Origin of the sequence: Allosalinactinospora lopnorensis (assembly GCF_000981225.1) — a bacterium.
Classification (GTDB): Bacteria; Actinomycetota; Actinomycetes; order Streptosporangiales; family Streptosporangiaceae; genus Allosalinactinospora; species Allosalinactinospora lopnorensis.
The window spans coordinates 14,551-39,903 of the sequence record NZ_LAJC01000057.1; the positions used below are offsets into that span (position 1 = coordinate 14,551).

Here is a 25,353-nt window from a genome sequence, read left to right on the forward strand (position 1 = left end):
GCGGAGCCGTCCGAAGCAGGGACGTCCTGCGCGCCCCGCTCTAGTGACGCTCCTGCATAAACCGCTAAGCATGTCCACCACCACTCTGCCGGTCACGAGGAGTCACAGCACGGTGACACACCCGATCAACGTGTTAAAAGTCGGTCAACCAGGCAGCAATTCCCCAGGGGGGCGGTAAAAGGACGTCGCCGCCGCGGTCGGCTCCCCGGCGTCTCCGGAACACCGAACGGGGCTGACGCGCAGGCTATCCGCCGCGCAGCTCCACGAGCACGCCCGGCAGATCGTCCGGTTTGACCAGGACATCGCGCGCTTTGGAACCCTCGCTCGGCCCGACCACGTCCCGGCTCTCCATGAGATCCATGAGCCTTCCGGCCTTGGCGAATCCCACCCGCAGCTTGCGCTGCAGCATCGACGTGGAGCCGAACTGGGTGGTGACCACCAGTTCGATGGCCTGAGTCAGCAGTTCGAGGTCATCGCCGACTTCCTCGTCGATCTCCTTCTTCTTGGCCTCGACGGTACCGACATCGTCGCGGTAGCTGGGCTCGGCCTGCTTCTTGCAGTGGTCGACGATCCCCCGGATCTCCTTCTCGGTGACCCAGGCGTTCTGCAGCCGGATGGGCTTGGCCGCGCCCATGGGCAGGAACAGCGCGTCGCCCTTGCCCACCAGCTTCTCGGCGCCCGGCTGGTCCAGGATGACCCGGCTGTCGGAGAGACTGGAGGTGGCGAACGCCAGCCGTGAGGGCACGTTCGCCTTGATCAGCCCCGTGACGACGTCGACGCTGGGCCGCTGGGTGGCCAGGACCAGGTGGATTCCGGCCGCCCGGGCCAGCTGGGTGATGCGGACGATGGCGTCCTCCACGTCGCGCGGCGCGACCATCATCAAGTCCGCCAGCTCGTCGACGATGACGAGCAGATAGGGGTAGGGCTCGTACTCGCGCTCGCTTCCCGGCGGGGCCGTGAGCTCCCCCGTGCGCACGGCGGCGTTGAAGTCGTCGATGTGCCGGTATCCGGAGGCGGCGAGATCGTCGTAGCGGCGGTCCATCTCGCCCACGACCCACTGCAGGGCGTCGGCGGCCTTCTTCGGGCTGGTGATGATCGGGGTGATCAGGTGCGGGATCCCCTCGTACATGTTCAGCTCGACCCGCTTGGGGTCGACCAGGACGAGCCGCACCTCGTCGGGGGTGGCTCGCATCATGATCGAGGTGATGAACCCGTTGATGCAGGTGGACTTGCCCGCGCCGGTGGCCCCGGCGACGAGCACGTGCGGCATCTTGGCGAGGTTGGCCACCACTGTGGAGCCCTCGATGTCCTTGCCGAGCCCCACGAGCATCGGGTGGTCGTCGGAGGTTGCCGATGTGGACCTCATGACGTCGCCGAGGCTGACGATGTCCTTGTCGGTGTTGGGGATCTCCACCCCGATGGCCGACTTGCCGGGGATCGGCGACTGGATCCGGACGTCCGCGCTCTTCACCGCGAGCGAGATGTTCTTGGACAGCGCGGTGACCTTCTCGACCTTGACCGCCGGGCCGAGTTCGATCTCATAGCGGGTGACGGTGGGCCCGCGGGTGAAGCCGGTGATCTCGGCGTCGATGTTGAACTGCTCCATCACCCCGGTGAGGGCCTCCACCACGGCGTCGTTGGCCTTGGTGCGGGCCTTGGGAGGGCTTCCGGGCTTGAGCGTCTGCGGCGGGGGCAGTTCGTAGTCCCCGTCGACGACGCGCGTGGGGATCGACAGCTGCTCCGCGCTCTCCGGGGCGGAGGTCGGCTCCGGCGGGGGAGACGGCTTGACCTTCTCCTCGGTCGCGGCGACGACCGGGGAGTCGTAGGGCCGCTCGTTGCTCCCGGCGACGGTCTCGGCCTCGCCGCTCGCGTCCGCGCTCTTCTTCGGCCGCGCGGTGCGCTTGCGCTTCGGGCCCTTGTCGCCGTCGAAGATGTCCACGCCGGAGTCGGGGCCGTCCTCGGGCCGCATCAGCTCGCCGAACAGCCCGCGGAGGCGCTCCGGGATGCGGTAGATCGGGGTGGCCGTGACCACCAGCAGGCCGAACACCAGGAGCATGCAGAGCAGCGCTCCGGTGATCCACGGGGTGATGAGCAGGCTCAACGGCCCGGAGGCGGCGAATCCGATCAGCCCGCCGGCACGGTGCATCGCCTCCTCCCCCTCGGCCGGCCACGGGATGCCGTGGCCGATGTGAATCAGTCCGAGCAACCCGACCAGCAGTGCCGTGGAACCGATGGCCAGCCGTCCGACATCGGTCTCCCCGTTACCGGGGGTGCGCATGAGCCGCCAGGCGAACGGCAGGAACACCAGTGGCAGCACCGGGGAGAAGGTGCCGAACGTCCCCACGACGACCGTGCGGGTGATCTCCGGCAGCGGGCCGCTGGTCTCCCACCACACCGCCGCCGCGATGAGCAGCCCAAGGGCGAGCAGGACCAGGCCCAGACCGTCGCGGCGCAGGTCGGGGTCGAGGTCGCGCGCGCTCCGCCCGACGGTCCGCGCGATACCGCCCACTGTGTGCGCGAGGAGCTTCCAGGCCAGCAGCAGGCCCTGCCCGATCCAGGTGGCCAGAAGGGCGATAGGCCCCTCGGGTGCGCTCTTCTGCGGAGCCTTCCGGGCACGCGAGGAGGACGACCCGGACGATCCGCGGGTCGCCGACTTCTTCTTGCCCGAACCGCCACTCTTGGACGCTCCGCCACCGGAACGCTGAGGGGGTCTGGGCGCACGGGTGGCCATGGTGAGCAGCCTACTAAGCGAGGCCACCGCGAGCGACGCCGCAGCCCGGCGTGTCGCCCCGCCCCCGGATCAGACCTCGATGATCACCGGGACGATCATCGGGCGGCGCCGGTAGGTCTCGTTGACCCAACGGCCGACCCCCCTGCGCACCAACTGGCGCAACTGCGCAGGGTCGTTGATGCCATCGGCCGCGGCCCGTTCCAGCGACTCCTGGAGCTTCGGGATCACCTCGTCGTAGGCCTCGACGTCGATGCCCGCGCCGCGGGTGTGGATCTCGGGCTCCCCGAGCGTCTTGCCCGAGGTGGAGTCCACCGCGATGACCACGGACACGAACCCCTCCTCGCCGAGGATCCGGCGGTCCTTCAGCGCGGGCTCGGTGACGTCCCCGACCGAGGCGCCGTCCACGTAGACATAGCCCGCGGGAACCGCGCCGACGACCCGCGCCCGACTCTCGTAGAGGTCTACGACGACGCCGTCCTCAGCGATGACGACCCGGTCCTCGGGCACGCCGGTGAGCCTGGCCAGGTGCGCGTGCGCGCGCATGTGCCGCCACTCGCCGTGCACCGGCAGGACGTTGCGCGGCTTGACCATGTTGAGCACGTACATCAGCTCGCCCGCGGGCGCGTGCCCCGAGACGTGGACCAGCGCGTTGCCCTTGTGCACGACCTTGGCGCCCCAGCGGGTGAGGCCGTTGATCACCCGGTTCACCGAGTTCTCGTTGCCGGGGATGAGCGAGGAGGCGAGCACTACGGTGTCCCCCTCCTCGATCCGGATCTGGTGGTCGCGGTTGGCCATGCGGGTCAGCGCCGACATGGGCTCGCCCTGGGACCCGGTGGAGATCAGGACGGCGTCGCCCGAGTCGAGCTCGTCGAGCTCCTTGACGTCGACGAGCAGGTCGCCGGGGACGGTCAGGTAGCCCAGGTCGCGCGCGATGTTCATGTTGCGCACCATCGAACGCCCCACGAAGGCGACCTTGCGGCCGTGCGCCTTCGCGGCGTCGAGCACCTGCTGCACGCGGTGGATGTGCGAGGCGAAGCAGGCGACGATGATGCGCTGCTCGGCCTGGCTGAAGACGTCGTCGACCACCGCGGAGATGTCGCGCTCGCTGGTGACGAAGCCGGGGACCTCGGCGTTGGTGGAGTCGGACAGCAGCAGGTCGACCCCTTCGCCGCCGATCCGGGCGAATCCGGCCAGATCGGTGAGGCGGCCGTCGAGCGGCAGCTGGTCCATCTTGAAGTCGCCGGTGTGCAGCAGGGTGCCGGCCGGTGTCCGGATGGCGATCGCCAACGCGTCCGGGATGGAGTGGTTGACCGAGAGGAACTCCAGGTCGAAGATTCCGAACGAATGCCGCTCCCCCTCGGAGACCTGCACGGTCTCGGGCTTGATGCGGTGCTCCCCCAGCTTGGCGGTCAGCAGCGCCAGGGTGAGGCGCGACCCCACGAGCGGGATGTCGGGCCGCTCACGCAGCAGGAACGGCACGGCGCCGATGTGGTCCTCGTGGCCGTGGGTGAGCACGAGGGCCTCGACGTCGTCGAGCCGGTCGCGGATGTAGTCGAAGTCCGGCAGGATCAGGTCCACGCCGGGCTGCTCCTCCTCGGGAAACAGCACACCGCAGTCGATGATCAGCAGCCGACCGTCGTACTCGAAGACGGTCATGTTCCGGCCGATCTCACCGAGCCCGCCCAGAGCCACCACCCTCAGTGCTCCGGCACCGAGCGGCGGCGGCGGGCCCAGCTCGGGGTGCGGGTGACTCATGCGGATCCTTCCGTAAGACGCTCGACTCCCACGGCGCTGGCCGGAACCGCCTGGTGCGGGGCGAGCCCGATCGGCCCCTTGACTCCGGCCGCCGCGAGGTCCTCGCGCAGCAGCGCCTGCAGCTCGCCGGAGGCGTCGGCGAGCGGTGTCCGCACCGAACCGCCCGGCAGGCCGAACATGTTCAGCACGGCCTTGGTGGTGATCACACCCTGGGTGCGGAAGATACCCGTGTAGACCGGGGTGAGGCGGCGGTGGATGGCCAGGGCGCGGTCGACGTCGCCGGACCGGTAGGCGTCGATCATGTCGTGCAGGTCGGCGCCGACGATGTGCCCGACCACACTGACGAACCCGACCGCGCCGACCGACAGCAGCGGCAGGTTGAGGATGTCGGAGCCGCAGTAGTAGGCGAGGTCGGTGCGTTCCATGACCCACGAGCTGGCGCCGAGGTCGTCCTTGGCGTCCTTGTTCGCGACGATGCGCGAGTGCTCGGCCAGCCGGACCAGTGTCTCCGAGGCGATCGGCACACCGGTGCGGCCGGGGATGTCGTAGAGCATCACCGGCAGTTCGGTGGCGTCGGCGATGGCCTGGAAATGCCGGATCAGCCCCTCTTGGGGCGGCTTGTTGTAGTAGGGCGTCACGGTGAGCAGCCCGTGCGCACCGGCTCGCTGGGCGGCTTCGGCGAGCTCGATGCTGTGCCGGGTGTCGTTGGTGCCGACGCCGGCGACGACGGTGGCGCGGTCGCCGACGGCTTCCAGGACGGCGCGCAGCAGCCGGTCCTTCTCGCCGTCGCTCGTGGTGGGCGACTCGCCCGTGGTACCGCTAATGATGAGGCCGTCATTGCGCTGCTCGTCGACCAGGTAGGTGGCGAGCCGGGCGGCGCCGTCGTAGTCGACGTCCCCGTCTTCCTGCATCGGAGTGACCATCGCGGTCAACATCTGGCCGAAGGGCGCGTTCGGTGAAGTGCTGCCTACCATCGCGTTCCAGGCAGTACCGTCGGCGTGCGGTCGACGGGGGGAAGGTTTTCCCTGTCCTGCCTTTCCTCCTCTCAATGGACCGTGTGAACGTCGCGTGCCCTCGGGCACCGGGCAGGGATCGTTCATCGCCCCCCGCCTGAGGAGGCGAGACGCCCCCTCCCCGCAGGAGGGGGAGGAGTCACAGGGAAAACGTATCGCGCCCGGAGCCCGCTCGACGCCACCTGAGCCGGTCGAACTGGATTTTACGGACGTTCGGGCCGTTGAGGGGACCACCGGCGTGTCACCGGTCACCCCTCGCCCGCTCTCTGTTCCGTACCGGGTTCCCGGAAACAGCGGGTGGCCCGCACCGGAGCCGCGCGGGCCACCCGCAACGTCGGCGGGGCGGCCCAGGTCAGTCCCTCTCCCCTCCGTCCGGCAGGAACAGGCTGAGCAGCCAGCTCACCACCGCTACGACGATCGCGCCCCAGAAGGCCGGCCAGAAGCCGTCGATGGTGAAGGCGAGGCCGATCTGCTCGGCCGCCCACGCGGTGAGCATGAGCAGCAGGGCGTTCACGACCAGGGCGATCAGCCCCAGGGTGAGGACGTAGAAGGCGCAGCCCACGGTCTTGACGATCGGCTTGATGACGGCGTTGACCACACCGAAGATGGCCCCGACCGCCAGGTAGACGAGGATCTGCTCACTCGCCGTCCCCGCGGTGACGTTGATCCCCTGGATCAGGAACACCGCTGCCCAGAGGGCGATCGCGTTCACGATTATTCGGATGATGATGCTCACGCCCCGATGCTCCCACGGACTCCCACATGCGGAAACCAGCACGGTTCCAGATGGGGGGAGCACCAGGGTTTTCAGGGAGGGCGGCGCGGGGGAACGCTCTAAGGGGCGGCCGCGGCGCCGTTCCGGCGTCCCGCCGTTTGGCCTGGTGCCGGCGGGCTGCGACGATTCCTACCGGCAGCGGGTACCCGACCCTGGATGAGAGCACACTGTGTCAGCGTCTGCGTCAGCTCCGGCGCCCGGTCAGCGATTCGTCCGATCCGCCCGGCGCGAGGACGTCGACGCCATCGTGGCCATCCAGGTCGCGGCGTGGCGGGCCATGTACGCGCCGATGCTGCCCGCCGAGGTGATGGAGGAGCTGGCGGGCGACGAGGCCGGAGAGCGGTTCCGCGAGCAGTGGCGCGGCTCCCTGGAGAGCCCGCCCACGTCCTGGCACCGGCTCCTGGTGTCCACCGAGCAGCGCGAGGTCGTCGGGTTCACGGCGTTCGGTCCGGCCGGTGACCCCGACCTCTGGCCGGCGACCGACGCGGAGCTCTACGCGCTGCACGTGCACCCTGACCACACCCGGCTCGGGCACGGCAGCCGGCTGCTCAACGCGGCCGTGGACCATCTCGTCGACGACAGGTTCCGCTCGCTCCACGTGTGGACCCTGGAGGAGCCGAACCCGCTTCGGAGGTTCATCGAGGCCGCCGGCTGGCGCCCCGACGGTGCCCGGCGCGAGCTGGACGTGGGTGTGCGGATCCCGATGCTCCGGTTCCACGCGGCGATCAGCGAGCAGCAGGCCTGAGGCGCCCCGCCGCGGGGCGGCCCGGCGAGCCGGACGCGCCGGATCCGGCGCTAACGTTGAAGCGCATACCGGACACCGATACCGGTCCAGGGCTGTCCGCACCCGCGCGGTCCGACCGGGCGAGGAAGAAAAGAGGCCGACGCGTGGCCACGGTCACCCAGTGGGTCGCGGGGGCGCGCCCGCGCACGTTGCCGAACTCGATCGTCCCGGTGGCGGTCGGCACCGGGGCCGCCATCGGCGCCGGCGCAGCGGTGTGGTGGAAGGCCCTCCTGGCGATGGTCGTCGCGCTGGCACTGCAGGTCGGTGTCAACTACGCCAACGACTACAGCGACGGCGTCCGCGGGACCGACACCGAGGACCGGGTCGGGCCGACCCGGTTGACGGCCGCGCGGCTGGCCGCACCGCGCCGGGTGCTGGCGGCGGCCTGGGCCTGCTTCGCCGTGGCCGCGGTGGCGGGGCTGGTCCTGGTGGCCACGTCCTCGTGGTGGCTGCTGCTGGTGGGTGCGGCGGCGATCGCGGCCGGGTGGTTCTACACCGGGGGCAGGCGCCCGTACGGGTACCGGGGTCTGGGCGAGGTGTCGGTGTTCGTGTTCTTCGGCCTGGTGGCGGTGGTCGGCACGACCTTCGTCCAGGCGGGCTGGGTTCCGTGGCAGACCTGGGTCGCGGCTGTCCCGGTCGGCCTGCTGTCGTGCTCGGTACTGGTGATCAACAACCTGCGGGACATCCCCACCGACTCCGCGACCGGGAAGATCACCCTCGCTGTCCGCCTCGGTGAGCCGGCCGCCCGTCGGCTGTACCTGGGGTGCGTACTGGCCGCGTTCGCGGTAGCGCTGGCGACGACCCCGGCGAGCCATTGGGTGCCGATCGTCCTCCTGGCCGCGCCGCTGGCGGGCCGGCCCGTCCGCCGTGTCGCCGGCGGCCAGACCGGCCGGGAGCTGGTTCTCGGCCTTGGGGAGACCGGGAAGCTGCAGCTAGCCTTCGGCCTGCTCTTCACCGCGGGGCTGGCCCTGGGCTGACCGGGCGCGACCCCCTCGGAGGACCGCGGTTCCACCCCGTTCCGGCCACGTCCGGTCCCTGCTCCGTGGCCGATTCCACCCCTTCCGGGGAGTAACGTACGGCCCCCGTCGAGATCGACGGCTACACCGACAGCAAGGGGGCCGACTCCCACAACCAGCCGCTGTCGGAGGAGCGGGCCAGAGCCGTGGAGGAGGAGCTGAGCGGGCTGGTCGGCACCGCCGACATCACGTTCGCGGTCGAAGGGCACGGTTCGGCGAACCCGGTCGCGCCGAACGAGATCGACGGCGAGGACAACCCCGAAGGGCGGGAGAAGAACCGCCGGGGGGAGGTCCGCTTCCCCCGCTGACCCGCCCTTCCCACGGCCGCACCGGCCGCGTACCGCCTTCCCTTTCCTTACCCTCTCCCCGTGCGCAGCCGGTGTTCCTACGGTTTGTGCCAGACTCCGGCGTAGTCCATGTCACACGACGAGTAAGATCGTCGTGTGACATTGTCGTATTAGGGAGTGATGGAATCACATGCCTGGCAGGATCCAGTCGATCGAGCGCGCCGCCGCCATCCTCCGGCTGCTGGCCGGCGGCGCGCGCGGGCTGAGCCTCGCGGAGATCTCCCGCTCCCTGGACCTCCCCAAGGGGACGGTGCTCGGGATTCTGCGCACTCTGCAGCACGTGGGATTCGTCGAGCAGGACGACACGACCGGCCAGTACCAGCTCGGCGGGGGCGTCCTCCGCCTGGGCACGCGCTACCTGGATGGCAACGAGCTCCGCACCCGCGCGCTGAACTGGGCCGACTCCCTGGCCTCGCGCAGTGGGGAGAGTGTGCGCATCGGGACGCTGCACGAGGAGCAGGTGCTGGTGGTGCACCACGTGTTCCGCCCGGACGACAGCCGGCAGACCCTGGAGGTGGGGACGCTCCTCCCCCTGCACGCCTCGGCGCTGGGCAAGACACTCATGGCCTTCGACCCTCTTGCGGTTCCGGAGGAACCGGAGCCCGAGACGGAACTGCCCGGCTACACCCAGCACACGCTCACCTCGTTCGCCAAGCTCATGGACGAGCTGGAGAACGTCCGCGGCAACGGCTGGGCGGCGGAGATGGAGGAGCTCGTCGAAGGCGAGGTCGCCATAGCCGCGCCGATTCGCGACCGCCGCGGCACCACCGTTGGCGCCATCGGGCTCTCCGGCGCGGTGGAGCGGCTCTGCGACGACCGCGGACTGCGCATGGACCAGGTGTCCTACGTGCGCGACGCGGCCCGCTCGATCTCCCGGGAGCTCGGCGCGCACCCCTGGTAACCAGCGCGAACGCCGAAACGTCCGCAGCGTGGTCCGCACGCCGCCCGAACACATCCGCTCGTCCGACCATCTCCCCCTCGCTTGACAGAAGCGGGAGAGCTGGATCACACTCTCTTTACGCGTACTACATTGTCGTACAACATGCGAAATATCCCCAACGTGGCCTCTTGATCGGGACCGCACAGGGGGAGCCCATCTTCCTTCTTCCGCCGGAGGCGAGCATTCGGATGACCACGCAGTACGTAGCCGCGATCGACCAGGGCACCACATCGAGCAGGTGCATCATCTTCGACTACGACGGCCGGATCGTCTCGGTCGGTCAGCGGGAACACCGCCAGATCTTCCCCCAGCCGGGCTGGGTCGAACACGACGCCGCCGAGATCTGGGACAACGTCAAGTCGGTCGTCGAGGAGGCCCTGGAGAAGGGGGCCATCACGCGCGACCAGCTCGCCGCCATCGGCATCACCAACCAGCGCGAGACCACGGTCGTGTGGGACCGCGAGACCGGCGAGCCGGTCCACAACGCGATCGTGTGGCAGGACACCCGCACCGACGACCTGATCCACGACCTCGCCGGCGTCGTCGGCCAGGAGAGGTTTCGCGAGCGCTGCGGCCTCCCGCTCGCCACCTACTTCTCCGGCCCCAAACTGCGCTGGCTCCTCGACGAGATCCCAGGGCTGCGCGACCGGGCCGATCGGGGCGAGGTGCTGTTCGGCACCATGGACACCTGGCTCATCTGGAAGCTCACCGGCCGGCACGTCACGGACGTGACCAACGCCAGCCGCACGATGCTGATGAACCTGCGCACGCTGGACTGGGACCCGTTCATCCTGGACGCGATGGGCATCCCCGCCGGGATGCTCCCGGAGATCACCTCCTCCGCCGAGGTCTACGGTGAGGCCACCGACTTCCTCGCCGGGGTCCCCGTGGCGTCGGCGCTGGGCGACCAGCACGCCGCCCTCTTCGGCCAGACCTGCTTCGACCCCGGCGAGGTCAAGGGCACCTACGGCACCGGGACCTTCCTCGTCCTCAACACCGGGACCGACCCGGTGATGTCGTCGAACGGCCTGCTCACCACGCTCGGCTACAAGATCGGCGAACAGCCCGCGGTCTACGCGCTCGAAGGCGCCATCGCGGTCACCGGTTCCCTGGTCCAGTGGATCCGCGACAACCTCGGGCTGATCTCCAGCGCCCCGGAGATCGAGACACTGGCGCGCGGGGTGGAGGACAACGGCGGCTGCTACATCGTTCCCGCGTTCTCCGGCCTGTTCGCCCCGCACTGGCGGAGCGACGCCCGCGGCGTCATGACCGGACTGACCGGCTACGTCACCAAGGGGCACATCGCCCGGGCCGTGCTGGAGGCGACCGCCTGGCAGACCCGCGAGGTCGTCGACGCCATGCGCCAGGACTCCGGCGTCGAACTGGCCAGCCTCAAGGTCGACGGAGGCATGACGGCGGACAACCTGCTGATGCAGATCCTCGCCGACGTGCTCGACGTCGAGGTCGTGCGGCCCATGGTCGCCGAGACCACCTGCCTGGGCGCCGCCTACGCCGCCGGTCTCGCCGTGGGCTACTGGCCCGACATGGACACCCTGCGCGCCAAGTGGCACAAGGCCGCGGAATGGTCGCCGAAGATGGACCCCGAGGTCCGCTCCCGCGAGTACCACAACTGGCAGAAGGCGGTGCAGCGGACGCTCGGCTGGGTCGAGCGCGAAAGCGCCTGACGCCGCAGCCGCCCGAGGGCCGCATCCCGGTGCGCCCCGCCCCGACTCCGCCGCGGGACTCCGCCGCCGACACGAGGTGTACTCCCCACCCCGTGTGACCGTGCGCGCCAAGCCACCGCGGGCCGGGGCGCACCCCTCTTCACCTCTGTACCCGCAACGGTGCCGCCGCTCCCGCGGCGGTCCGCTCTCCTGCCCTCTTCATCCATCCCCCGGGACGCCCCTGTCCCGGACCCATCCGTCATGCGGAGGTCCCCATGGAATACCTGGCCGAATTCGTTGGTACGGCCATTCTCATCCTGCTCGGCGGCGGTGTCGTCGCCGGCGTCCTGCTCAACAAGTCCAAGGCGCAAAACGGCGGCTGGATCGTCATCACGTTCGGCTGGGGTATGGCCGTCGCCATGGCGGTCTACGTCGTCGGCCAGTTCAGTGGAGCGCACATCAACCCGGCCGTGACCCTCGCCCTGGCCTCGATCGGCCAGTTCCCCTGGGCGATGGTGCCCGGCTACATCGCCGCGCAGGTGGCCGGCGCCTTCTTCGGCGCCGTACTGGTGTACCTGGCCTACCTGCCGCACTGGAAGGTCACCGACGACGCCGACGCCAAGCTCGGTGTCTTCAGCACCGCGCCCGGTATCCGCAACAAACCGGCCAACTTCGTCACCGAGGTCATCGGGACCTTCATGCTCGTCTTCGGGATCCTGGGCATCAACGCCAACGCGGGCATGATGAACACGGGCGGCGTGGACCTCTCCGCGCTGTTCTCCACCGGGTTCGCGCCGCTGCTCGTCGGCCTGCTGGTGCTGGCGATCGGCCTCTCGCTGGGCGGCCCGACGGGGTACGCGATCAACCCGGCGCGTGACCTCGGTCCGCGTATCGCGCACGCCGTGCTGCCGATCCCGGGCAAGGGCGGCTCGGACTGGAGCTACGCGTGGATCCCGGTGGTGGCTCCTCCGGTCGGCGGTGTCCTGGCGGCGCTGTCCTTCAACGGACTCTTCGGGGTCTGACCAGGCGCCCTCTTCCCACCCCGTGACTCCCCGGTGGCGCGACCGGGGTTTCGGAGCCCCGGCCCACTCCCACCGGCCGGGGCTCCGTCCTTTTCCCGCGCCGGGCGCGGGAGCCGTCCGGAACCGGTCCGTCAGTCCAGGTCGAGCAGCGGCTCCAGACCCAGTGTGAGCTGTTCGGGTAGCTCGGCGACGCGCCGCACGCCGAGCAGTACTCCCGGCATGAACGATTCGCGGCTCATCGAGTCGTGCCGGATCTTCAGAGTCTCGCCGTGCGTGCCGAACACGACCTCCTGGTGCGCGATGAGCCCGGTGATGCGCAGTGCGTGCACCCGGACACCGGAGACATCGGCGCCGCGGGCTCCCGGTATCTCCGACGTCGTCGCGTCCGGCATGGGCTCCGCTCCGCTGAGCTCACGCGCGCCGGCCACCAGTTCGGCGGTGCGGTGCGCGGTACCGCTGGGCGCGTCGGCCTTGTTCGGGTGGTGCAGCTCCACGATCTCGGCGGACTCGAAGTACGGCGCGGCCTTGGCGGCGAAGTGCATCATCAGCACGGCCGCGATCCCGAAGTTCGGGGCGATCAGCACCCGGACGCCCGGGTGCTCGGCCAGCAGGTCGCGGAGCTCGGCCAGTTTCACCTCGTCGAACCCGGTGGTGCCGACCACGGCGTGGATTCCGTTGGCGACGAGCCAGCGGAGGTTGCCCATCACCGCTTCGGGGTGGGTGAAGTCCACGACGACGTCGGCGCCGCGCACCTTCTCCCGCTCGTCACCCTCGTCGACACCGGCCACCAGCTCGGTGTCGGAGGCCCCTTGGACCGCCTTGACGACTTCGGATCCCATGCGCCCGCGGGCGCCGAACACTCCTACTTTGATCACGCGGTTCACCCTATCTCGCCAGGCCTCCACCTGCGTGGAGACCGCCGGACAGCACGGGGGTCACCCGGGGCCCGGGACGCGGGGGCGGGCCACCAGGAGCGCGAAGTCGCCGGCCGGATCGGTCCACCAGTGCGCGAGCGAGAACCCGGCCCGGCCGAGCTCGGCCTCGACGGTCGGACGGCGGAACTTCGCGGAGATCTCGGTGCGCATCTCCTCCCCCTCCGCGAACCCGGCGGTGAGGTCGAGGGCGCGGACGCGCACCCGCTGCGGCGCCTTCGCGCGCAGCCGCATCTCGATCCACTCGGCCCGTTCGTCCCAGACGGCGACGTGTTCGAAGGCCTCGGGGGCGAAGTCGGCGTCCAGCTCCCGGTTGATGACGTGCAGGACGTTCCGGTTGAACTCGGCGGTCACGCCGCACGCGTCATCGTAGGCGGCGACGAGCCGCCCGGGGTCCTTCACCAGGTCCACACCGAGGAGGAGCGCGTCCTCTTCGGTCAGTGTGCTGCGCAGGTCGCTCAGGAACGCCACGCGGCGCCGCGGCGGCTGGTTGCCGATGGTGGAGCCGAGGATCGCCACCAGCCGCCGCCCGCCCGCGGGCAGCAGGTGCAGGTGGCGTTCGAAGTCGGCGACCTCGGCGCGGACGTCCAGGCCGGGGTACTCGGCGGCGACGAGACCGGCGGCCTCCTCCAGGAAGTCGCCGCTGACGTCCACGGGGACGAACCGGCGCAGCGTCCCCGCGGTGCGCAGGGCGTCCAGCAGCAGGCGGGTCTTCTCCCCCGAGCCCGACCCGAGCTCCACGAGGGTGTCGGCGGCGGTCGCGCGTCCGATGCCGGAGGCGTACCGGAGCAGGATGGCGCGCTCGGTGCGGGTCGGGTAGTACTCCGGCAGCCGGGTGATCTCCTCGAACAGGGCGCTGCCCCGTTCGTCGTAGAACCACTTGGGCGGCAGTGACTTGGGGTGCGCGCTCAGCCCGTCATGGACGTCGCGGCGCAGGGTCTTGTCGAGGTCATCGGTGGTGAGGTGGCGTTCGATCCGCAGCATGGCTCTCCTCGTCGGCTAGGCGATCGCGGTGACCGTGACGCCGCTGTGGTCGGCGATCACCAGTGAGCCTTCGGGCACCCGCCGCCAGGCGGGGTCGTCGTCGAAGGGTTCGGAGGCGAGGTACACGCCCCCGTTCCGGCCCGCGAGCGTGTAGAGGGTGTCGCCGACGGCGGTGCCTGCCAGCCGCTCACCATCGGCGGCGAGCAGGTTGTAGCGGCCCGGTGAGCAGGACCGGGCCTCGCGGACCACCGCCGCCAGCGCCTCCCCCAGTTCCTCGCCCTTCCGCCACAGCCGCATGGCGTGCGCGAACAGCGGGGCCGAGTCGACCGGCGTGCGCGCGTCGAGCACCCCGGAGGGCGGGGGCTGGCCCAGGCGCTCGGCGAGCGCCTCGTCGTTCGCGGCGGCACCGTTGTGGCTGAAGAGCCAGGTGTCGCCGCGGAAGGGCTGCGCGCAGGACTCGTCCATGCCGAAACCGGGTGTGGCGTCCCGGACGGCGGCGACCACGCAGGTCGACCGGATCGCCCGGGCGGCGTCGGCGAAGGACGCGTCGGCCCAGATGGGCATGGCCCGGCGGTACCGCAGCGGGGTGGGGCGCTCGGAGGCCTCGGGAGGCGCGGCGTCTCCGCTGAGGGTGGTGGCGGGTGACGGCGGGGCACCACGACGCGCAGCGTCTCCGCTGAGGGTGGTGGCGGGTGACGGGTGGGCGAACCACCCCACCCCGAACCCGTCGGCGTTGACCGTTCCGTGGCTCTGCTCCCGTGGAGCGTAGGACTGCGTGTGCAGCGAGTGGGGCGGGCCGTAGAGCAGTTCGTACAGGGCGGCCGGCGGGCCGAGGTAGCCGAGGTGGCGGCACATCAGACCTCCCCGGCGTCGCGGGCGCAGCGGAAGCCGCTGAAGATCTGCCTGCGTACGGGGTGGTCCCAGTTGCGGAAGGTGGCCCGCACCGACGTGGGGTGGGTGGCCCAGGAGCCGCCGCGCAGTACCCGGTACCCCTGGTCGAAGAACACCTCCGAGTACTCCGGGTAGGGGAACGCGCGAAAGCCCGGGTAGCCGGCGAACACGGTCGAGGTCCACTCCCAGACGTCGCCGAGCATCTGCCGGACCCCGGTGGGCGAGTCCCCGCCGGGGAAGGAGCCCGCGGGGGCCGGGCGCAGCAGGCGCTGGCCGAGGTTGGCGTGCCGCGGTCCGGGTTCCTGCGTTCCCCAGGGGAACCGGCGCGAGAGCCCGGTGGCCGGGTCGTGGCGCGCGGCCTTCTCCCATTCGGCTTCGGTGGGCAGCCGCTTGCCGGCCCACCGGGCGTGCGCCTCGGCCTCGTGGTGGCAGACGTGCTGTACCGGTTCCTCCGGCGGCACCGGTTCCACCCGGCCGAACCGGCGGCGCCACCACCGGCCCGCGTCGCGGTGCCAGAAGGCCGGGGCGCGCTTGCCCGAGCGGGTGCGCCAGGCCCATCCCTGTTCGCTCCACCAGCGCGGGTCGTCGTAGCCGCCGTCGGCGATGAAGTCCATGTGGGCGGCGTTGCTGACGGCGCGGGTGTCGATCCAGAAGGCGGGCAGGTCGACGGTGTGGGCGGGCCGCTCATTGTCGTAGGCCCACGGGTCGGCTGTGGTCCCCATCATGAACGGTCCGGCCTCGATGAGGATCTCCGCCGGACCGGGTGGTGCCTCGGCGCGCGGCGCGGGCGCGGCGAGGCCGGGGAGCACCGGGTCCCCGCGCCGGAGCTGGTGGGTGGCCAGCATCGTCTCGTCGTGCTGGTGTTCGTGCTGGATGACCATGTGGTAGACGAATCCGCTCTCCAGCAGTGCCGGGCCGGACTCCATGGGGGCCCGATCCAGGGAGTCCAGCACCCGGGCGCGGACCCGGTCGTTGTACTCCCGGGCCTCGTCCGGTGTGAGCAGCGGCAGGTTGACGCGGTCGGCGCGCGGGTTCTCGAAGGCGTCGTAGAGGACGTCGATGTCGGGACGCAGCGCCTCCTGGCCCGCCGCGGCCCGCACCAGCCACTGCTCCTCGTAGTTGCCGACGTGCGCGAGGTCCCAGACCAGTGGGGACATCAGGGGTGAGTGCTGGGCGACCAGCTCGGCCTCGTCGAGGGTCTCGACGGTGAGTCCGAGGCTGCGTTCCCTGACGCGGCCGAGTTCGGCGGCGATGCGTTCGCGCAGCCGGCCGGTGTCCTCGGCGGCCGGGGCGGGCTCGCGGCCCTCGTCCGCCGTGCGGTGCCGCCCGGGGTCTCCGGTCGGGTGCTCGTTCATCGGACTCCTCCGTAGGCCAGTTCCTCATCAGCGGGGCAGCGGCCCTGTTCCACGAAGCGTTCGCGGTAGGCGTCGACCATGGGGACGAGGCGCGCGGCTCCCATTCCCGCCAGGGCCTCGCTCGCCGCGGCGAAGCACGCGCGGGCGCAGGCGGCGAGGGCGGGGTCGGTGAGCGCGTCCCGGGCCGCGGTGAGCCAGAGTCCGCGCCCTGGTCCGGTGCCGCCGCACAGCCGGTCGGTCGCGGCGGTGGCGGCCTGTGCGGCGGCGGGGTCGTCGACGAGTGCGGCGGCGACGGCAAGGGGGACCGGCCACCACGGTCCGGCCGGCGCGTCGATCATCCGCAGCTCCAGCCAGCCGCGGGGGCGCACCGGCGGGAACAGTGTGCTCAGGTGGTATTCGAGGTCGCCGGGTGTCAGACGCGGGGTGTGCCCGCCGGCCAGCCAGGCGCCGAAGGCCAGGCCGGGGTTGACGATCCACGGCCCGTCGGCGCGGGGCACGGCCATGAGCCGGGCGGCGAGCGCGTAGCGGGTCCAGGCGGTGACCGGATCCTCGGCGGCGGCGGGACGGGTGCGGGAGGAGTCGATCGCGGCCCAGACCGCCCACCGTGTGGAGCGCCAGCCGGTCGGCCGCCCCCGCCACAGGGGCGAGTTCGCGAACGCGGCGAGGAGCACCGGCCCGAGGCGGTGCACCAGCCGCCAGCGGCGCCCGACGTCCGCGCGGTCGGCTCCGATGTCCAGGCAGATCTGCAGTGAGGCGGTGCTGCACATCATGGCCCTGCCGCTGGGGCCGCCTCCGGCGTCGAAATAGCGTTCCATCGCGGCGTAGCGGGGCAGGCTGAGCTGCCGGACCGGAGTGCGGTGCGGATCGAGGCCGCGGCCATCGAGGCGGAGTCCCGCGTCGTTCAGGTGCTTCTCGATGTGGGCCAGATCGGTGGCGAGTGCCGAGTAGGCGGAGGCGGGTCCCGGAAGGGGCGGTGAGCTGAGCTCAAGCTGCCCCCCGGGTTCGAAGGTGACGACGCTGCCGTTGGGCGGCGGTCCCGCCTCGTCGACGAGAGCGGAGAGCCGGTTCAGAGGGACGGGTAGGTTCGGGCGGTGCCGGTCGGTGACGAGCCATTCGGTCTCGACTCCGACGCGTCCGGGAGGGCCGGTCTTGAAACAGATGCCGTTGACGTAGTCGTGGACGTCGGATTCGGTGAGGTACGCCATTGATCGCTCCCCTGGCAGACGTACTCACTACCATTGCCCGCAACGGCGCGGGTTCGAACATCCGGCCCGGCCCTCATCACGCGAAGGCCCCTGGCCCCCGGGCGACACCGGGCCAGCGCACCAGTGATACGCGTCACACCAGGGGTGTCTCGTACCGTTCCGCCCCCAGCGTCAGCCCGGACCGCCAGAGGAAGGCCCGTTTCACCGGATCGGGGGCGTCGAGGGTCACGAGGACCCGTTCTGCCCCCAGTTCCCGCAGCCGATCCCGGGCACGGGCCAGAAGGGCGGTCCCGACCTCCCACCACTCGCCGCGGGTGAGCACGGCGAAATCGGTCACGTACCCGACCGGTCCGGCCGGGGCCGAAGGCGCCACCGGTTCCGGCGGGGCCGGGGCGACCGCCGAGAACAGGTACCCGACCACCTGGTCGCCCCGGGTCGCGACGAGGGAGACGGCGGCGGGGTCGCCGACCATGCCCTGCACGCGGGTGCGCTGCTGGTCCCGGGTATGGGTGTCCGCCGGGGAGGGGTCCGCAGAACCCGCCCTCTCGTCCTTGATCACGAGCTCCACAATCGCCGCGACATCGGAGGAACGCACGTTCCGGACGTCGATCTGGTCAGCGTCGGCCGCCATGAGACTCCCTTTCCCGTGTTGCCTGTGCCCTGTTTCACGGGTGTTCGTTCATTACGGTTCTTCCCGACTCGGAAGACAACTTTCCCCTTTTTCCGTTCGCGGATAAGAAAGTGGGAGGAAGGTGTGCCAGCCACTGCCGCCATAGGGGGCGACGATGACCGGACCGAACGCCCGGCCCAGCGAGGAGACGCTGCGTGACCTGCTGGACGGACGGTGGGCGCACGTCCGCCGGATGCTCCGGGAGCGGTTGCGCGGTGAGCTGTTCGCCCCCGTCGCGGGACTCGGTGTGGAGGAGCACCGGGAACGGGTCGGCAAGCAGTTGAAGGCCCTCTCCGCGACCGAGCTGCCCGGCTACGGGTTCTCCTCCGAGTACGGGGGCGCCGACGACGTGGGAGCCTCGGTCGCCACGTTCGAAATGCTGGTGTGCGACCTGTCGCTGATGGTCAAGGTCGGCGTGCAATGGGGGTTGTTCGGCGGGGCGGTCCAGGCGCTGGGAACCGAGGAGCACCACACCCGGTACCTGCCGCGCATCATCGCGCTCGACCTGCCCGGCTGCTTCGCGATGACCGAGACGGGACACGGATCGGACGTGCAGCGGCTGCGCACGACGGCGCGCTACGACCCCGCCTCCGAAGAGTTCGTGGTGCACACTCCGGACGAGGACGCCCGCAAGGACTACATCGGCAACGCGGCCCGCGACGGCCTCATGGCCGTGGTGTTCGCCCAGCTCATCAGCAAGGAGCAGAACCACGGTGTGCACGCGCTGCTGGTCCCGATCCGCGACGCCGAAGGGAGTCCCGTCCCCGGCGTGCGCATCGAGGACTGCGGACTCAAATCCGGCCTCAACGGAGTCGACAATGGACGGATCCGGTTCGACAACGTGCGAGTGCCCAGGAACGCCCTGCTCAACCGGTACGGCGATGTCGCGCCCGACGGCGGCTACTCCAGTCCCATCGAGAACCGGGACCGGCGCTTCTTCACGATGCTCGGCACACTGGTGCGCGGGCGGATCAGTGTCGCGGGCGGTGCGGGCAACGCGACGAAGGCGGCGCTGGCCATCGCGATCCGCTACGCGGACACCCGGCGCCAGTTCGAGCGTCCCGGAACCGGCGAGGAGGTCGTGCTGCTGGACTACCGCGCGCACCAGCGCCGGCTGATACCCGCGCTGGCCAGGAGCTACGCCCTGCATTTCGCCCAGGAGGAACTGGTCGGCGCGCTGCACGACGGTTCGACCGGAGAATCCCCCGACGAACACGAGCAGCGCGAACTGGAGGCCCGCGCCGCGGGTGTGAAGGCCGTCGCCACCTGGCACGCCACCCAGACCATCCAGGTCTGCCGCGAGGCGTGCGGCGGCGCCGGTTACCTCGCGGAGAACCGGCTCCCCCAGCTGAAGGCCGACACGGACGTCTTCACCACGTTCGAAGGCGACAACACCGTCCTGCTGCAGCTCGTCGCCAAAGGGCTGCTCACCCATTACCGGGACGCGTTCGGCAGCCTGGACCTCCTGGGGACGGCCCGCTTCGTCACCGGGCAGTTCCTCGGCGCCGTGATCGAGCGGACCGCGGCGCGGTCGCTGATCGAACGCCTGGTCGACGCCGCACCGGGGCGCAGCGAAGACGCCGACCTCTACAGCCGGGGCTGGCAGCTCAGGCTGCTGGAGGACCGCGAGAAGCACATCATCGAAGGGCTGGCGCGGCGGCTGCGCCGCGCGGGCTCCGAGGACGCCGCGTTCGACGCGTTCAACAACGCCCAGGACCACGTGCTCAAGGCCGGGCGGGCGCACGTCGACCGTGTTGTCCTGGAGGCGTTCGTCGCGGCCATCGACCGGTGCGCGGACGTGGAGACCCGCGCCGTGCTGGACCGACTGTGCGACCTCTACGTGCTCTCGCTCGTGGAGGAGGACCGCGCCTGGTTCCTGGAGCACGAGCGCCTGACCCCCTCCCGGGCGAAAGCCGTGACGGAGGCCGTGAACACGCTGTGCGCGACACTGCGCCCGCACGCCGTCGCCCTCGTCGACGCGTTCGGCCTGCCCGACGAGTGGCTGACCGCCCCGATCGCCCTGGGCGCCGAGGCGGCCCGGCAGGAGCAGCGGCGCGGCGCCTAGGGTGTCTCCTCCCCTGTCCCGTCCTCGTCGTGGCCGTCCTCGGCCAGCAGCCGGTACAGGGAGCGGCGGGTGTCGGCGAGGACGCGCTCGGCCCTCTCTACCTGGTCGGGCGTGCCGGCCTGGGCCACCTGCACCACGGCGGTGAGCACCTGGAGGGTGAGGTCGCGGACCCCGGAGAGCGGCTCCTCGGCCTCCTCGGCCTCCCACGGCGGCGTGAGCCCGTCGGCGTGCTCCTCGACGTAGGCGCGGCCCTCCTCGGTCAGCTCGAAGGGGCGCCGGCGCCCCTCGCCCGCGGTCTCCGCGGGGCGCACCAGGCCCTCGTCCTGGAGTTGCTGGAGCATCGGGTACACCGATCCGGAGCTGGGCCGCCACGCGCCGCCGCTGCGCTCCCGGCCGTCGCGTATGATCTCGTAGCCGCTGCGCGGCCCCTCGGCGAGCAGCAGCAGGATGCCGGTGCGGATGTCCCCCCGGCGCCCCCTGGGCCCGCCCCGCCCGTGGTGCCGGTGGTGCCGGCCGAAAAGGAACTCGAACGGGTGGCCGCCCGGACCGAACGGCGGCCCGCCGCCCCAGAACCAGGGCGGCATCGGGGACCCTGCTCCTCGGTGGCCTCCGCTCATCGCCATCCACGGTGGCCCGCACCGCCCGCTCCGCCCCCTCCGGCCGCGCCGGGAGCCCTCGTTCTCCGCTCCGGCCGAGGTCTGCCCGTGCTCCTCGCCGCTCTGCCGTTCGCGCTGATTCCCCCATGGCGCCCAGGGCCCCGCGCCCCAGGTCCACGGCATCGCGTGTGACGCTGACATTCGACCTGCCTCCGATACGTCGGATTCGTAGTCATCTCTATCGAGATAGGTTAACGATATATCTAAACCATATCGGCTGCAATAGCCAGTCGTCGCCGGCTGCTCCGCACCGATCGGGGGCCGAGCCGGTCCGGCCGTGCGCTGCTGCGGAGTGCGTCCAGGGCCGGCGCGCGGACGAGAGCAGCCGGCGCGATCAGCGCCCGCCGAGCCTCGCCCGCACGTCGCGGGCGATCTTGATGTCCTCCCTGGACGTGATGACGAGGGTGCGGACGAAGGCGGCCGGCCCGGTGATGTCGGCGTCGGCCCTGGCCGCGTCGTTGGCTTCGGGATCGAGCCCGACGCCGAGGAAGCCGAGCCGCTCGGCGGCGCCCGCGCGGACCACCGGCTGGTTCTCGCCGACCCCGCCGGTGAACACGAGGGTGTCGATCCCGCCCAGCGCGGCGGCCATCGCGGCGATCTTCGCGCGCAGCCGGTGCAGGTACACGTCGAGGCCCAGGACGCAGTCGGCGTCGCCGCCCTCCGCCCGCCTGACAACGTCGCGCATGTCGGAGGTCCCGGTCAGCCCGGCGAGACCGCCGTGCCGCTCCAACCCCTCGGCGACCTCCTCCGCGCCGAACCCGGCATCGCGCAGCAGCCACAGCACCAGTCCCGGATCGACGTCGCCGCTGCGGGAGTTCATGACCAGCCCCTCAAGAGGGGTGAACCCCATGGTGGTGTCGACGCACCGGCCCCTGCGGACGGCCGCCAGGGACGCTCCCGCGCCCAGGTGGGCGGTGACCAGCCGCCCCGGGTCCCCGCCGAGCATCTCCGCGGCACGCCGAACCGCGTAGGCGTGCGAGATGCCATGGAACCCGTAGCGGCGCAGCGGGTACCTCTCCCGCCATTCGCGCGGGATCGCATACGTGGCGGCCTCGGGCGGGAGGTTCACGTGGAACGCCGTGTCGAAGCACGCGGCCTGGGGCGTCTCGGGCAGGACCCGCCGCATGGCGTCGATCCCGGACAGCGCCTTGGGCTGGTGCAGCGGGGCGAGGCCGGTGAGACCGCGCAACCGCTCCACGGTGCCGTCGTCGAGCACGGCGGCACCGCTGAACTCGCCGCCGCCGTGTACGACCCGGTGGCCGACGGCGTCGACCCCGGAGAACCCCTCCACCGCGGCGGCCAGCTTCTCCTCGGAGACGGCCCCCTCGTCGAGCGGCGGATCCTCCCGGCACAGGAGCTCGTCATCAGGGCCGAGCAGGCGGAGCTTCACACTGCTCGACCCGGTGTTCACGACCAGCACCCGCATGGCGGGGACCTCCTCACGGGGCCGGGGGTCAGCCGCTCCACGTCCAGTCGCGGATGTCCGGCGCGTCCTCGCCGTACTCGCGGGTGTGGGTGCGGCAGCGCAACCGCTCGTCCTGCATCCGCTGGCGCAGGTGCGCGGCCCTGACCCCGAGGCCGGGCAGCCGGTCGATCACGTCCATGACCAGGTGGAAACGGTCGAGGTCGTTCAGCATGAGCATGTCGAACGGCGTGGTCGTCGTCCCCTCCTCCTTGTAACCGCGCACATGGAGGTTGTCGTGGCCGTTGCGCCGGTAGGTGAGCCGGTGGATCAGCCACGGGTAACCGTGGAACGCGAAGATCACCGGCTTGTCCACCGTGAACAGCGCGTCGTACTGGCGCTCGGTCATCCCGTGCGGGTGCACCTCGGCGGGCAGCAGCCGCATCAGGTCGACCACGTTGACCACCCGCACCTTCAGCTCGGGCAGGTGCTCCCGGATGAGCCCGGCCGCGGCGAGCGTCTCCCGGGTCGGGGCGTCGCCCGCGCAGGCCAGCACCACGTCGGGTTCGAAGCCGGCGTCCGTGCTGGCCCACTCCCAGATGCTCGCTCCGCGGGTGCAGTGCGCGACCGCCTCCTCCATGCTCAGGTAGCTGAGCGCGGGCTGCTTGCCCGCGACGACCACATTGATGGTGTCGCGCATGCGCAGGCACCGGTCGGTGGTCACGAGCGCGGAGTTGGTGTCGGGCGGCAGGTAGACCCGGATGATCCCCGGTTTCTTGTTCATGACGTGGTCCAGGAAACCGGGGTCCTGGTGGGTGAACCCGTTGTGGTCCTGCTGCCACACGTGCGAGCTGAGCAGGTAGTTGAGGGAGGCGATGGGGCGCCGCCACGGCAGCTCCCGGGCGACCTTGAGCCATTTGGCGTGCTGGTTGAACATCGAGTCCACGATGTGCACGAACGCCTCGTAGCTGTTGAACAGCCCGTGCCTGCCGGTCAGCAGGTAGCCCTCCAGCCAGCCCTGGCACAGGTGTTCGCTCAGCACCTCCATGACCCGCCCGTCGCGGGAGAGGTGCTCGTCGGTCGGCAGGAGCTCCGCGTCCCAGGCGCGGCCGCTCACCTCGAAAACGGCGTCCAGCTTGTTGGAGGTGGTCTCGTCGGGCCCCATCATCCGGAAACTGCGCGGGTTGGCCCGGATCACGTCGCCGATGTACCCGCCAAGAACCTTCGTGGCCTGGTGGCGCGTCTTCCCGGGTTCGGGCACCTCCACCGCGTGGTTCCGGACGTCCGGCAGGCTCAGGTCCTTGAGCAGCAGCCCGCCGTTGGCGTGCGGGCTGGCGCTGATCCGGCGCTCGGGTGCCGGAAGGGGCGCGGTGACCTCCGGCAGCGGGGCTCCGTCGGAGTCGAAGAGTTCCTGGGGCCGGTAGGAGCGCATCCACGACTCCAGCATCCTCCGGTGCTCCGGGTCGTCGTGGACCCGGGGAAGGGGGATCTGGTGCGACCGCCACGTCCCCTCGACCGGCAGGCCGTCCACCTCCGCCGGCCCGGTCCACCCCTTGGGAGTGCGGAGTACGATCATCGGCCAACGGGCGTTCTCCGCGGTACCGCCCTCCCGGGCGCGCCGCTGGACGGCCGCGATGTCGTCGAGTGCCGCGCCGAGGGCGCCGGCCATCGCCTGGTGCATCGCCTCGGGCTCGTCGCCGGAGACCACGTAGGGCCGGTAGCCGTTGCCTCCATGAGCGCGAGGAGGTCCGACTCGGGTATGCGCGCTAGGAGGGTCGGATTGGCGATCTTGTACCCGTTGAGGTGCAGGATCGGCAGCACGGCACCGTCCCGCGCGGGGTTGGTGAACCTGTGCGACGGCCAGCTTCCGGCCAGAGGGCCGGTCTCCGCCTCCCCGTCGCCGATGACGGCGGCCACGACGAGGTCAGGGTTGTCGAAGGCCGCGCCGTGGGCGTGGGCGAGGGAGTAGCCGAGCTCTCCCCCTTCGTGGATGGAGCCCGGGACCTCCGGCGCGATATGGCTGGGAACCCCGCCGGGAAAGGAGAACTGCCGGAACAGCTTGCGCATCCCCTCGGTGTCGCGTGTGACGTTGGGATAGATGCCGGTGTAGCTGCCGTCGAGCCATGCGGTGGCCACCGATCCCGGCCGCCGTGCCCGGGGCCGACGACCCACATCATCTCGGTTCCGCGGCTTTTGGCCTGGTAGGACAGGTGCGTGTAGACGAAGTTGAGCCCCGGCACCGTCCCCCAGTGCCCGAGCAGCCTCGGTTTGATGTGCTCGACTCGCAGCGGTTCCCGGAGCAAAGGGTTGTCGAGCAGGAAGATCTGGCCGACCGAGAGGTAGTTGGCCGCCCGCCAGTACAGATCGATCCGGTCGAGTTCCCCACTGTCGAGCGAGGCTCCGGGACGCGCTTCCGTCGCCGTCATGCTTCCCCCTGGTTTCGCGCATGGACGGTGGATGGACCGATCGCACCACTACCCGGATCAGCGCCTCACTATGGGAGGCCGAAGGTCACTTCCGCGCCATGTGTGCCCGCCGTCATTGAAACCTTGTGTAGGCGCAGGCCACACGGGTAGCGGCTGCCTTGCTTGACCGCCTCTTCACACCAGGGCAGGTAGGTTGGCCGCAATGAGTACGAGCCCAGAGAACAACGACCACCAGACAACGACGTCGCAGCGGGACGAAGCGCCGGTCCTGGAAGAACCGGCCCCGCACGACACCCCGGACGCCGCGGAGCAGGACGCCGACCGCGCCTCCGGCGAGGCCGAGGAGTGGCAGGAGGCGCCGTCCGCCGGACCGGCACCAGCGGGCGGGATCGTCTCCGCGGAGACGTTCAGTATCGCCGGACTTCTGGCGCTCTCGGCCGTGTTCTTCGGCGTCCGGCTGACCGAGCTCCTGCCGAGCCTGGTCGGGCAGAGCCAGGAGGGCGTGTTCGCCGGGATCATCGCGGGCGACGGGGCGGTCGCCCTGATCGCCGTCGCCCTGGCGGTGGTGAGTCTGCTGCTCGCCAACAAGTCCACCCGCCCATGGGCGCGCTGGGTGGCCACGGCCACCATCATCGCCGGCGTCATCTTCCTCGCGGGAGCGGTGACCGCCTACACGCTGGTGCCCGAGCCGCAGCCCCAGCCGCCGATGATGCCGGGCAA

20 protein-coding genes and 1 pseudogene are annotated in these 25,353 nt (G+C 70.9%); 8 read left to right on the forward strand and 13 right to left on the reverse strand.

All coding sequences use genetic code 11. The features are described 5' to 3' along the window. Window positions 1-244: 244 nt before the first annotated feature. From VS93_RS19075 to VS93_RS19090, 4 genes are all read right to left on the reverse strand, one after another. Entirely contained in the window at window positions 245-2,731 is a 2,487-nt protein-coding gene (locus VS93_RS19075; RefSeq protein WP_046471266.1) for a DNA translocase FtsK, read from the reverse strand. A gap of 69 nt (window positions 2,732-2,800) precedes the next feature. Beyond that, a complete protein-coding gene (locus VS93_RS19080) occupies window positions 2,801-4,486 on the reverse strand; it encodes a ribonuclease J (protein ID WP_046471267.1) in 1,686 nt (561 codons plus the stop codon). Further along, window positions 4,483-5,460 (reverse strand): 4-hydroxy-tetrahydrodipicolinate synthase, encoded by a 978-nt coding sequence (gene dapA, locus VS93_RS19085; protein WP_046471268.1) that lies wholly within the window; start codon window positions 5,458-5,460, stop codon window positions 4,483-4,485. The genes VS93_RS19080 and dapA overlap by 4 nt, the downstream gene beginning before the upstream one ends. Window positions 5,461-5,851: 391 nt before the next feature. Next, window positions 5,852-6,235: a phage holin family protein gene (locus VS93_RS19090; RefSeq protein WP_046471269.1), complete on the reverse strand. Its 384-nt coding sequence runs from the start codon at window positions 6,233-6,235 to the stop codon at window positions 5,852-5,854. A 208-nt stretch (window positions 6,236-6,443) separates the two neighbouring features. On the opposite strand from VS93_RS19090, the gene VS93_RS19100 reads away from it, so the two are divergent. The 6 genes from VS93_RS19100 (at window position 6,444) to VS93_RS19125 (ending at window position 12,047) form a co-directional block, all read left to right on the forward strand. Further along, window positions 6,444-7,019: a GNAT family N-acetyltransferase gene (locus VS93_RS19100; protein ID WP_046471271.1), complete on the forward strand. Its 576-nt coding sequence runs from the start codon at window positions 6,444-6,446 to the stop codon at window positions 7,017-7,019. A 143-nt stretch (window positions 7,020-7,162) separates the two neighbouring features. Continuing rightward, entirely contained in the window at window positions 7,163-8,035 is an 873-nt protein-coding gene (locus VS93_RS19105; RefSeq protein ID WP_046471272.1) for a 1,4-dihydroxy-2-naphthoate polyprenyltransferase, read from the forward strand. Between the two features lie 113 nt (window positions 8,036-8,148). Then, the gene (locus VS93_RS19110) at window positions 8,149-8,382 is read left to right on the forward strand and encodes an OmpA family protein (protein WP_082127017.1); all 234 of its coding nucleotides are present in this window, start codon (window positions 8,149-8,151) and stop codon (window positions 8,380-8,382) included. A 169-nt stretch (window positions 8,383-8,551) separates the two neighbouring features. Continuing rightward, complete coding sequence (locus VS93_RS19115; protein WP_046471273.1) at window positions 8,552-9,322, forward strand: IclR family transcriptional regulator; 771 nt, start codon at window positions 8,552-8,554, stop codon at window positions 9,320-9,322. A gap of 227 nt (window positions 9,323-9,549) precedes the next feature. Then, entirely contained in the window at window positions 9,550-11,046 is a 1,497-nt protein-coding gene (gene glpK / locus VS93_RS19120; protein WP_046471274.1) for a glycerol kinase GlpK, read from the forward strand. A 254-nt stretch (window positions 11,047-11,300) separates the two neighbouring features. Continuing rightward, window positions 11,301-12,047 carry an MIP/aquaporin family protein gene (locus tag VS93_RS19125; protein ID WP_046471275.1) on the forward strand — a complete coding sequence of 249 codons (747 nt, stop codon included), beginning with the start codon at window positions 11,301-11,303 and terminating at the stop codon, window positions 12,045-12,047. A gap of 131 nt (window positions 12,048-12,178) precedes the next feature. Here the strand turns inward: VS93_RS19125 and dapB are convergent, their stop codons facing one another. The 6 genes from dapB to VS93_RS19155 form a co-directional block, all read right to left on the reverse strand. Then, entirely contained in the window at window positions 12,179-12,922 is a 744-nt protein-coding gene (dapB, locus tag VS93_RS19130) for a 4-hydroxy-tetrahydrodipicolinate reductase (RefSeq protein WP_201776680.1), read from the reverse strand. A gap of 60 nt (window positions 12,923-12,982) precedes the next feature. Beyond that, a complete protein-coding gene (gene egtD / locus VS93_RS19135) occupies window positions 12,983-13,963 on the reverse strand; it encodes an L-histidine N(alpha)-methyltransferase (protein WP_046471276.1) in 981 nt (326 codons plus the stop codon). A gap of 15 nt (window positions 13,964-13,978) precedes the next feature. After that, complete coding sequence (locus VS93_RS19140; RefSeq protein ID WP_046471277.1) at window positions 13,979-14,818, reverse strand: class II glutamine amidotransferase; 840 nt, start codon at window positions 14,816-14,818, stop codon at window positions 13,979-13,981. Beyond that, on the reverse strand, window positions 14,818-16,209 hold the full coding sequence (gene egtB, locus VS93_RS19145) for an ergothioneine biosynthesis protein EgtB (RefSeq protein WP_082127019.1): 1,392 nt from the start codon (window positions 16,207-16,209) through the stop codon (window positions 14,818-14,820). The genes VS93_RS19140 and egtB overlap by 1 nt, the downstream gene beginning before the upstream one ends. After that, entirely contained in the window at window positions 16,206-17,414 is a 1,209-nt protein-coding gene (egtA, locus tag VS93_RS19150) for an ergothioneine biosynthesis glutamate--cysteine ligase EgtA (protein ID WP_046471278.1), read from the reverse strand. The genes egtB and egtA overlap by 4 nt, the downstream gene beginning before the upstream one ends. A gap of 133 nt (window positions 17,415-17,547) precedes the next feature. After that, window positions 17,548-18,045, reverse strand: coding sequence for a GNAT family N-acetyltransferase (locus VS93_RS19155; RefSeq protein WP_046471279.1), 498 nt, complete (start codon window positions 18,043-18,045; stop codon window positions 17,548-17,550). Window positions 18,046-18,199: 154 nt separating this feature from the next. On the opposite strand from VS93_RS19155, the gene VS93_RS19160 reads away from it, so the two are divergent. Then, complete coding sequence (locus VS93_RS19160; protein WP_046471280.1) at window positions 18,200-20,149, forward strand: acyl-CoA dehydrogenase family protein; 1,950 nt, start codon at window positions 18,200-18,202, stop codon at window positions 20,147-20,149. Here the strand turns inward: VS93_RS19160 and VS93_RS19165 are convergent. From VS93_RS19165 to VS93_RS19175, 3 genes and pseudogenes are all read right to left on the reverse strand, one after another. Then, the gene (locus VS93_RS19165; protein ID WP_394298834.1) at window positions 20,146-20,733 is read right to left on the reverse strand and encodes a PadR family transcriptional regulator; all 588 of its coding nucleotides are present in this window, start codon (window positions 20,731-20,733) and stop codon (window positions 20,146-20,148) included. The genes VS93_RS19160 and VS93_RS19165 overlap by 4 nt on opposite strands. 406 nt (window positions 20,734-21,139) lie before the next feature. Further along, window positions 21,140-22,231, reverse strand: a complete 1,092-nt coding sequence (locus tag VS93_RS19170; RefSeq protein WP_046471282.1) for an acetate/propionate family kinase — start codon at window positions 22,229-22,231, stop codon at window positions 21,140-21,142. 28 nt (window positions 22,232-22,259) lie between these two features. Further along, window positions 22,260-24,633, reverse strand: a pseudogene (locus VS93_RS19175) (phosphoketolase family protein). A gap of 202 nt (window positions 24,634-24,835) precedes the next feature. On the opposite strand from VS93_RS19175, the gene VS93_RS27180 reads away from it, so the two are divergent. Then, on the forward strand, window positions 24,836-25,353 hold a 518-nt coding region (locus tag VS93_RS27180; protein WP_052745860.1), incomplete at its 3' end, for a hypothetical protein.